We start from the raw sequence: 9,657 nt of genomic DNA, 5'->3' as shown, positions 1-9,657 counted from the left end.
GATATGGCTATCAAGACTTAGAGTACTTGACTTTGAAGATTAGGCAGTTGTCTACACCTTATTTACCCCTCGATTGTGTGACTAAAACTTTCTAGTCCCCCATAGCATAGCTATGCGCTGATACTTAGTTCCGTGTGCTATAATTATATAGATTATCACCAGGCCATGTTTAGTGCCTGATAGCTTGATGAATTACGCCATAAACCGAATACGATGATGGATGGCGCTGGGTTCATCAATTGATTTACCAATAGTTTATAAGACGACATACATGTTGAATTTATTAGGGATACTAGTTATCAAAAAATTAAAATTACGAATTAATGGTTCGTATCCTACTCCACACAGGTTCGTAATATACCGCGGTGTGTGTTCGTCTTACATAAAAAGAAGAGTGGATGATGAAAAGAATTTTAGTAAATGCAACGCAACAAGAAGAGCTGCGTGTTGCCATAGTAGATGGTCAGAAATTATACGATCTGGATATAGAGGCAGCAGGTAAAAGACAAAAAAAAGGAAATATTTATAAAGGCATTATTGCGTCAATAGCACCGAGCTTAGATGCAGTTTTTGTTGACTACGGCGGTTTCCGTCAAGGGTTTCTTCCCACTAAAGAAATATGCTCTCGCTATATAGCCGGCGGCGAACGCCGTATTAACAGCCGCCGAATAAACGAACAGCTTAAAGAAGGACAAGAAATTATTGTTCAGATAGTTCGTGAAGAGCTGGTCAACAAAGGGGCGTCGATGAGCACTTTCATTAGCCTCACTGGGCAATACTTAGTGCTGATGCCTGATCGACCCCACGCGCGCGGCATATCACAACGAATAACTGGTTCAGATCGTCGGCGTATGCTTGCGTTAAGCAGAGAAATCACCGTCAACAAAGACGAAGGTGCTATTCTGCGCACTGCATGTCTGAACGCTCAAAAACACGATCTGCAAAAAAATCTTAACTATCTACGCCATTTGTGGAAACAGATACAAAAAGCCGGTGACGAACGCGCCGCTCCTTTTTTAATCTACAAAGAAGCGAGTATCGTGCTACAAACCATACAAAATAATCTAGAGCTGGATATCAGCGAAATCATTGTCGACGATCAGCAGGTCTATGAGGAGATCAGAGCATTCCTGTCTATGACTTTACCGCATTACAAACGCAAGCTAAAGCTATACAGCGGTAATATCCCACTGTTCAACCGTATGCATATCGAAACACAAATTGAAAGTCTATACCAACATCAAGTGGGTTTGCCTTCTGGTGGTTCTATCGTATTAGATCATACCGAAGCACTCACATCGATAGATATTAATTCGAGCCGCTCAACCAAACATGACGATCTGGAAGGAACTGCGCTAGCAACAAACTTGGAAGCGATAGATGAAATTACCAGACAGTTACGCCTGCGCGACATGGGAGGACTATTGGTAATAGACTTTATTGATATGCTGTCGCGTAGCAATAAGCGTAAAGTAGAAGAATATCTGCACAAGCTACTAAAAAAAGATCGCGCCCGCACGCGCATAGGAAACATATCTAAGTTCGGCTTATTAGAAATGTCACGCCAACGGCTACGCCCCTCTCTAAAAGATGAAAGCCAAATACTCTGCCCTCGTTGTAGCGGACGCGGCTTTATAAGAACTGTAAAGTCTTGTGCTTTGGTTGTACTACGATTGATAGAAGAAGAAGCCGGTAAACCTAACACCAATCAAGTTATAGGATACATACCTGCTGAAGTTTATCAATTTCTGATGGCCGACAAAAGCGATGCGCTGGATAGCATAGGAAAACGCTACAAAATACAAGTATCGCTAAAAGCTGATGCACAGATAGAAACACCACATTACAAAATAGAACGATATCAAAAAGACAGTTATAGAAACGATAAAAATCCCCTCGGCACAGTATCCATCCGCTCTTCAATGCAACAACAAGATATACGCAACGACCACCACACCATACCGCCAACAATTAAAGACGAAGTGCCTGCTATTTCAGCGGTGATGGCAATGGAGCAGAAAAGTTTTACGACTATTTTCAAAAACTTATGGGGAAAATTGAGTACCTACTTTCGTAAAGAGACAACCGACAAAAGCTATCGCAGAAAAAGAAGTAAATATAGATCAACAAAGTTCAGAACGCACTACCAGGGTCAAAATAAAGAAAAGAAAACACCACACCATACTTCGAGTAAAAGATCTTCTAATCGTAGAAAGTCTACTGCCTCAGAGGAACAGACCCAGGCTCTCAATGCAAGCACTTCAACACAACCAGCTACCAAACAAAAAGGCACCACACATGCGTATACAAAGCGTAGATCATATAGAAAACCTAGGACCTCGACAAACAAAAGCCTACCTTCGGCTAGTGATCAGAACCCCTCACGAGCGCACTCCGAAAATCGTTCGGCGCAACAGCCCGATACCATAAATCACGATAGCAAATCGACTAAAAAGCCATCGCTTGCGCGCACAGAGATTAAACAACAAGCTATATCCAGTAAGCCCTATAAGCAACCACGATTCAACAATAAAAAGAGTAATTTAATACAAGTAGAAACCAAATTGAATAAAAATAAAGACTCAAAATGACGATTCGTCTATCCAATACACTCACTGGTATTAAAGAAGCATTCAAACCTGCTGAACCTAACCGAGTCTTGATGTATGTATGCGGACCTACGGTCTATAATTACATCCATATTGGTAATGCACGACCTATAGTCATATTTGATTTATTATATCGCTTACTCCAACAACATTACCAGGAAGTCACCTATGTACGCAACATCACCGATGTTGACGATAAAATTATCAATGCTGCAAGTAGCCAAAATATAGCAGTAGACGAACTGACGCAACGATATATTGAGGCATTTCATCAAGATATCTCGCAACTGAATACCCTCGCACCGTCGGCAGAACCGCGTGCCACAAAATATATCCCTGAAATGCTGAAGATGATTGAAAAGCTATTAGATAAAGGATATGCCTATCAAGCCGAAGGACATGTATTATTTGCAATAACCAAAGCCAAAAATTACGGTTGTTTGTCGCATCAAAGCATAAACGATATCATTGAAGGCGCTAGAGTGGAAGTCGCAACCTATAAAAAGAATCCGTCTGACTTTGTTTTATGGAAACCTTCGCAAGCACAGCAAATTGGCTGGCAGAGTCCTTGGGGACGCGGGCGACCTGGTTGGCACTTAGAATGTTCGGTGATGATAGAAGCCTTGCTAGGAGATACTATAGATATACACGGTGGTGGTATGGATTTAATCTTTCCTCACCATGAAAACGAAATAGCACAAAGCGAATGTGCGCACGATAAGAAGTTTGTACGCTACTGGTTGCATAACGGTTATATCACCGTCAAAGGTGATAAAATGGCAAAGTCGGTAGGTAATTTCGTCACACTAAGAGAAGTACTGAAAAAGTTTCACGGTGAATGTGTACGCCTGGCATTAATGGGTGTGCATTATAAAAAGCCTTTAGATTGGACACCCGAAATCCTTGAGCAAGCGCGTAATAATCTAGATAAATGGTATCGCTTACTGCACTCGGCACAGCTAGATAAAGCGGCGATAGATAACAAAGTTGCCGATGCATTAGCTGATGACCTCAACACTCCACAAGCTATTGCCGAACTACATCGTCTGGCAAATGAAACGAGTCTTGCTACGGCAAGTGAACGCAACGCCAAAGCCTCGACACTAAAGGCATCCGCTAACTTCATTGGTTTGTTAAACGAACAACCTCGCAGTTGGTTTCAAAAGCAATCTTTTGATAAAACTGTAGATACGCAAATGTCCGAACAACAGGTGGAAGATTTAATCGTAAAAAGAAACCAAGCGCGTGCCAATAAAGATTACGCCACCGCCGATGAAATACGCCATCGCTTAAAGGAAGCCGGCATCATTTTAGAAGATAGTAAATCTGGTACCCAATGGTTAAGACAGTGAAAATAATCGGTACGCTAGTTAAGGCACTGCTCTTGTTATGCATCAAAGCCTATCGATATTTATGGTCACCACTTTTCCCATCGCACTGTCGTTTCTACCCGAGCTGCTCTGCTTACGCTAGCGAAGCAATAAATAAGCACGGTGCACTGATAGGGCTATGGTTGACTATCAAACGACTACTGCGCTGCCATCCGTTTAGCGCAGGTGGATTAGATCCAGTTCCTCCCTCCGACAAGCAAAACTAGAAATAAATATGAGACTACCTCAGGCATTCTATCTAGAAAAGCGAGCCGCACCCAGTGCTGCAGCGACTGCAGTTTCGGTGCGCAAAACATAATTCCCCAGATGTGCAGGCTTAAAGCCTAATGCGGTTGCCTGCGCAATATCAGCATTACTGAAGCCGCCTTCCGGCCCGATCATTAAATGAAATACAGCTCTTTGATTCAATCTTTGACTCAATGGCTGCGCTAAAAACTCGTCAATGTATACATGAATCGGCACCTCAGCATCCACGGTACATATAATCGCCTTATCATCTTTATTAATCTTTGCTATTTCTGTCCATGCGATAGGTTCCTTTATGATTGGAATAATCGTCCTGCCGCATTGCTCGCAAGCACTAGTCGCAACACCTTGCCAGTGTAATCGTCGCCGAGTGGCTATGTTAGCAGTCAAGCTATACTCGGTGATTAAAGGCTGCAATTCTTGTATCCCTAATTCGGTTGCTTTCTGCAACGAAAAATCCATCGCTTCATTTTTACAAACCGCTAAATAAAGTTTAATTGCCATGCTAGGTTCAGCTAAAGTTTCCACTTCGCTACAGCATAACAAAGTACTGGTGTGGCGCTTATTTTCAATGATTGTGCATAAGAATTCTGCTCCCTTACCATTAAAGACACGAAGCTCGTTGCCGGCTTTCAGGCGCAGTACTCGGCTTAGATAATGGTGCAGGCTACCGTCAACTTTGAATATCTGTTGCGGTTCGATATCAACCGCATAATAAACCCTTGGCACCCGCATTACAGTGGCACCGCTAAGATACTAATAACGATAGTGATCTGCTTTGTAAGGGCCTTCTACAGGGACTCCGATATATTCGGCTTGCTTAGAGTTTAATTGTGTTAAGTGTGCACCGACTTTAGCTAAATGCAATCGTGCCACTTGCTCGTCAAGCAACTTAGGCAGTGTGTGCACACCAATACTATAGCGGTCAGCGTTTTGCCAAAGCTCTATTTGCGCCAGCACTTGATTGGTGAATGAGTTAGACATCACAAAACTCGGATGCCCAGTCGCACAACCTAAATTAACTAGTCGTCCTTCGGCCAGTAGCGTGATGCACTTGCCATCGGGTAGTTCTATCTGATCGACCTGTGGCTTGACATTCGTCCAACGATAATTTTTTAAGCTCATCACATCTATTTCATTATCAAAATGCCCGATATTACAAACAATTGCTTGATCTTTCATTGCCAGTATATGGTCGTGGTTAATGACATGATAATTACCAGTTGCGGTAATAAATATATCAGCTTGCCCAGCAGCCTCCTCCATAGTCACGACGCGAAACCCTTCCATCGCCGCCTGCAACGCACAAATCGGATCTATTTCGGTCACCCACACTTGGCATCGTTGACTACGCAGCGATTGTGCACATCCTTTGCCGACATCACCGTAACCGCAAACCACCGCTATTTTGCCAGACATCATTACATCAGTAGCACGCTTAATGCCATCTACTAGCGACTCGCGACAACCATAGATATTATCAAACTTAGATTTGGTAACAGAGTCGTTAACATTGAATGCAACCGTCGCTAACTCTCCCTTTGCGGACATCTCGTAAAGCCGTCTCACCCCAGTAGTAGTTTCTTCGGATACCCCTTTCACCTGCTTTAGTAAATCGGGATAATCATCGTGCATCACTTTAGTTAAATCGCCACCGTCGTCCAGTAATAAATTAGGTGTCCAACCATCTCTGCCTTTAACCGTTTGCTCTACACACCACCAATATTCGGATTCACTTTCACCTTTCCAAGCAAAAACCGGAATGCCAGCTAGAGCCATCGCTGCCGCTGCGTGGTCTTGCGTAGAGAATATATTGCACGACGACCATCTCAAAGATGCGCCAAGTTTAACTAAGGTTTCTATCAACACCGCAGTCTGCACGGTCATGTGCAAACAGCCAGCAATGCGCGCTCCAGCGAGCGGTTGTTCTCCAGCATACTGCTCTCGTAATGCCATCAATCCCGGCATCTCAGTCTCAGCAATCGTAATTTCTTTCCTTCCCCACTCTGCTAAACTTAAATCGGCAACTCGGTAATCTCTTTCCAGTTCTGTGGCTACAACGCTCATTTATATATCTCCTTTTATATGCTCTTTAATCAATAATGCTGTGGTAGCTATACCAAGCTACGCTTTTAACGATGCTATTTTATCGCATCGTTCCCAAGGTAATTGCACATCGTCTCTACCGAAATGCCCGTATGCAGCAGTCTGGCGATAAATTGGATTGAGTAAATCTAGATTTTTGATAATTGCCGCAGGACGCAAATCAAAATGCTCTTTTATCAGAGATACAATCTCCACATCAGGGAGATTGCCAGTACTAAAAGTATCCACCGAAATCGAAACTGGTTCGGCGACACCTATTGCATAAGAAATCTGTACCTCGCAACGCTTAGCTAAATCTGCGGCAACGATATTCTTTGCCACATAGCGTGCTGCATACGCTGCAGAACGGTCAACCTTAGACGGATCCTTACCTGAAAAAGCACCACCACCGTGTCGTGCCATACCACCATAAGTATCAACGATAATTTTGCGCCCAGTTAATCCGCAATCACCGACCGGGCCACCAATTACGAAACGACCAGTCGGGTTAATATGATAGCGGGTATCAGCAGACAACCACTCGGCTGGCAAAACCGCCTTAATGATTTGTTCTTTGACTGCTTCTTCAATGTCAGCAAGCGATACAGATTCATCGTGCTGGGTAGAGAAAACTACCGCCAATATACCAACCGGCTTATCGTCTTCGTAACGAAAGCTGAGTTGGCTCTTGGCATCTGGTCGTAACCACGCCAGTGCCTTAGTCCGCCTTAATTCGGCGTGGCGCTTAAGCAAACGATGTGCGTAAGTAATGGGTGCTGGCATCAATGTATCAGTCTCGTTATTTGCATAGCCGAACATCAGGCCTTGATCACCCGCTCCTTGCATTTCACCACCGTCAACACCTTGATTAATATCAGATGATTGCCTACCCAATAAACACGAAATACTACATTGTTCGGCATCAAAGCCCAGTGCTGGATCGTCGTAACCTATCTCGGCAATGATACGACGAATATGCTTTTCATAACAAATATCAGCAGTGGCGGAAACCTCACCACCGACAACCACATGGTTATTTTTGACCATAACCTCACAGGCAACGCGGCTGTTGACATCCTCAGCCAGCAGTGCATCTAAGATACCGTCGGATATTTGATCACAAATCTTATCAGGGTGACCTTCGGAAACCGACTCGGAAGTAAAAAATCGTGTCATTAAATTTCTCGTTATAGGGTTGTATAATTTTAGCGTATCAATACTTGATAATATGAAAAAATAAGTTATTATGCAGGTTTAACTTTTGTGGTACATTCAGATAAGGAAATTATGGTAGCAAAAACAACACCAGTTTGCAATTTTGGAGAGGCGATGCACGATTTTAGCCTACCAGCAACCGACGGCAGAATATATAACGGACGCGACTGTATGGGAGCAAACGGTCTGCTAGTCATGTTTATTTGCAACCACTGCCCTTTTGTCAAAGCGGTGCAAAAGAAACTGGTTACCCAAACTAGACAGCTTTTTGACTACGGTATCAATTCCGTTGCAATCATGTCTAACGATCCGGCTGACTATGCAGAAGACTCGTTTGATAATATGAAAAAAATTGCTAAAAATTTGGCCTACCCCTTTCCCTATTTATTTGATGAAAGCCAAGCAGTTGCCAAAGCATATGGTGCAGTATGCACACCTGACTTTTTCGGTTATAACAAAAACTTTGAACTCCAATACCGAGGACGACTGGACGCAAGCGGGCCGAACAAAAGCGACGAAAGCATGAAGCCCGAACTACTCGAAGCAATGATCCTGGTAGCCGAAACTGGGCAAGGTCCCGAATATCAAACCGCTAGCATCGGTTGTTCTATTAAATGGAAATAATTGCTCTACAAAGCAAACAGTCAACGCTATTCTAAAGTGGGCATAATCTATTTATGCCTGGCTATGCACAGATAAACTATAGTTCAACCCTAACAATCTGTACCTTTCGTTATTGTCATTTGGTCAAATCTCTTTCCGCGCATCATCCGCGTGTTCTAAACTTTTGCGGAACGACGCCCGTTCAAAAATACGTTTGGTATACCGGCGTATAGGATGACTGCTCCTGGTAGGCATATCTACTCTCAAACTTGGCAAACGCCATAAAACAGGTGCAATACTACAATCTATAATACTGAAATCATCATCCCAAAAATAACGATGCTTTTTGAATGAGGATGCATTAGACATTAGTATTTCGTACATTACTTTCCTTGCCGAATCGGCTATTCTCTTACTAGGCGATGATAACTTTTTTAGCTGGCTATACCAATCAACCTCGATATGATACAGAGCTTGCCGGAAATTAGCGCGAGTCATCGGGTCCGCTGGAATCAGGGGTGGATGCGGATAGCGTTCATCCAGATACTCTAATATAATACCGGCATCGTATAAGACAATGCCGCGATCTACTAAAGTAGGTACCGAATTATACGGGTTTATCTCAGCTAATTCAGACGGCTTATTGTTTCCTTCAACCTTAACTGTATCGTAATCCAGTTGTTTCTCAGACAGTACAAAACGCACTCGATGGCATTGCGGACAAGATGGGGAGGAATAGAGTTTTAAGGTATAATCCAGTAGCATATTGTAACTATTTCTCGACATCCTTCCAGTATTCCCACTTAAGTAAATAGACTACCACCAATAAACCTAATAAGAATATAATCACCCAAATCCCGACACGATGACGCTCTAATTTGGCCGGTTCCGCCAAATAACTTAAAAAAGTAACAATATCTCTTACCACCCTATCGTATTCTTTTTCTGATAATGTACCAGGTTCAACCAACTCAAAATCGACAATAATTTGTCTCTCAGTGCCGTTTTCATCGCTAATAGTCTTGTATACGGGTTTTTGCCAGCCTTGTAAATCCCACAACACATGCGGCATTGAAACATGCTGGAATATTGCATTGTTAACGCCCATAGGCCGGGTGTCGTCCAAATAGAAAGCTTTTAGATAGGTATAAAGCCAATCCTTACCGCGCGCACGAGCAACCAAGGTTAAATCCGGCGGCAGTGCGCCAAACCATTGCTGTGCACCTTCGGCAGGCATTGAAACCACCATTAAATCACCCACCTTGCTATCGGTAAAAATAAAATCCTTTTTGATCATCTCTTCACTCAAGCCTAGGTCACGCCCGACCCACTGATAACGAGCATAACGAGAACTATGGCAGCTCAAGCAATAATTGATGAAGTATTTTGCGCCGCGTTGTAAGGTATTACGGTTATGTATATCCACCTCTATATGTTGTAATGGATAACCTTGTGATATCGCTGCGTATACAGCGGTTGTTGTTGTCAGCAATAACACTACGGTCAGT

The 9,657-nt window shown here is 43.1% G+C and carries 9 protein-coding genes; 4 read left to right on the top strand and 5 right to left on the bottom strand.

Going from position 1 to position 9,657, the window contains the following annotated elements:
• Positions 1 to 401 precede the first annotated feature (401 nt).
• Genes GDA45_06970 through yidD form a run of 3 tightly spaced genes read left to right on the top strand, consistent with a single transcriptional unit; the run spans position 402 to position 4,206 of the window.
• Positions 402 to 2,591, top strand: coding sequence for an Rne/Rng family ribonuclease (locus GDA45_06970; GenBank protein ID MBC6414604.1), 2,190 nt, complete (start codon positions 402 to 404; stop codon positions 2,589 to 2,591).
• On the top strand, positions 2,588 to 3,961 hold the full coding sequence (locus tag GDA45_06965; protein MBC6414603.1) for a cysteine--tRNA ligase: 1,374 nt from the start codon (positions 2,588 to 2,590) through the stop codon (positions 3,959 to 3,961). The genes GDA45_06970 and GDA45_06965 overlap by 4 nt, the downstream gene beginning before the upstream one ends.
• Positions 3,946 to 4,206, top strand: a complete 261-nt coding sequence (gene yidD / locus GDA45_06960) for a membrane protein insertion efficiency factor YidD (protein ID MBC6414602.1) — start codon at positions 3,946 to 3,948, stop codon at positions 4,204 to 4,206. Before GDA45_06965 ends, yidD begins: the two co-directional genes overlap by 16 nt.
• 28 nt (positions 4,207 to 4,234) lie before the next feature.
• Here the strand turns inward: yidD and GDA45_06955 are convergent, their stop codons facing one another.
• The 3 genes from GDA45_06955 to GDA45_06945 are packed head-to-tail and all read right to left on the bottom strand — an operon-like array spanning position 4,235 to position 7,507.
• Complete coding sequence (locus GDA45_06955) at positions 4,235 to 4,981, bottom strand: 16S rRNA (uracil(1498)-N(3))-methyltransferase (GenBank protein ID MBC6414601.1); 747 nt, start codon at positions 4,979 to 4,981, stop codon at positions 4,235 to 4,237.
• A gap of 21 nt (positions 4,982 to 5,002) precedes the next feature.
• On the bottom strand, positions 5,003 to 6,313 hold the full coding sequence (locus tag GDA45_06950; GenBank protein MBC6414600.1) for an adenosylhomocysteinase: 1,311 nt from the start codon (positions 6,311 to 6,313) through the stop codon (positions 5,003 to 5,005).
• 57 nt (positions 6,314 to 6,370) lie between these two features.
• Positions 6,371 to 7,507 carry a methionine adenosyltransferase gene (locus tag GDA45_06945; protein MBC6414599.1) on the bottom strand — a complete coding sequence of 379 codons (1,137 nt, stop codon included), beginning with the start codon at positions 7,505 to 7,507 and terminating at the stop codon, positions 6,371 to 6,373.
• A gap of 111 nt (positions 7,508 to 7,618) precedes the next feature.
• Here GDA45_06945 and GDA45_06940 point away from each other — a divergent pair, with 111 nt between their 5' ends.
• Entirely contained in the window at positions 7,619 to 8,170 is a 552-nt protein-coding gene (locus GDA45_06940; GenBank protein ID MBC6414598.1) for a thioredoxin family protein, read from the top strand.
• 123 nt (positions 8,171 to 8,293) lie between these two features.
• Here the strand turns inward: GDA45_06940 and GDA45_06935 are convergent, their stop codons facing one another.
• Positions 8,294 to 8,935, bottom strand: a complete 642-nt coding sequence (locus GDA45_06935) for a glutathione S-transferase N-terminal domain-containing protein (protein ID MBC6414597.1) — start codon at positions 8,933 to 8,935, stop codon at positions 8,294 to 8,296.
• The gene (locus GDA45_06930) at positions 8,922 to 9,656 is read right to left on the bottom strand and encodes a cytochrome c1 (GenBank protein MBC6414596.1); all 735 of its coding nucleotides are present in this window, start codon (positions 9,654 to 9,656) and stop codon (positions 8,922 to 8,924) included. The genes GDA45_06935 and GDA45_06930 overlap by 14 nt, the downstream gene beginning before the upstream one ends.
• Position 9,657: the final 1 nt, after the last annotated feature.

Source organism: Chromatiales bacterium (genome assembly GCA_014323925.1).
Lineage (GTDB): Bacteria > Pseudomonadota > Gammaproteobacteria > Poriferisulfidales > Oxydemutatoraceae > SP5GCR1.
Note: the sequence above shows the minus strand (reverse complement) of the source record. Positions and strands in the feature narration are given on the sequence as shown.

What these genes read in the sequence shown, in the direction of transcription:
- GDA45_06955 (MBC6414601.1), bottom strand. Translation starts at nt 4,981, where the DNA reads ATGCGGGTGCCAAGGGTTTATTATGCGGTTGATATCGAACCGCAACAG.
- GDA45_06970 (MBC6414604.1), top strand. Translation starts at nt 402, where the DNA reads ATGAAAAGAATTTTAGTAAATGCAACGCAACAAGAAGAGCTGCGTGTT.
- GDA45_06935 (MBC6414597.1), bottom strand. Translation starts at nt 8,935, where the DNA reads ATGTCGAGAAATAGTTACAATATGCTACTGGATTATACCTTAAAACTC.
- yidD (MBC6414602.1), top strand. Translation starts at nt 3,946, where the DNA reads ATGGTTAAGACAGTGAAAATAATCGGTACGCTAGTTAAGGCACTGCTC.
- GDA45_06940 (MBC6414598.1), top strand. Translation starts at nt 7,619, where the DNA reads ATGGTAGCAAAAACAACACCAGTTTGCAATTTTGGAGAGGCGATGCAC.
- GDA45_06950 (MBC6414600.1), bottom strand. Translation starts at nt 6,313, where the DNA reads ATGAGCGTTGTAGCCACAGAACTGGAAAGAGATTACCGAGTTGCCGAT.
- GDA45_06965 (MBC6414603.1), top strand. Translation starts at nt 2,588, where the DNA reads ATGACGATTCGTCTATCCAATACACTCACTGGTATTAAAGAAGCATTC.
- GDA45_06945 (MBC6414599.1), bottom strand. Translation starts at nt 7,507, where the DNA reads ATGACACGATTTTTTACTTCCGAGTCGGTTTCCGAAGGTCACCCTGAT.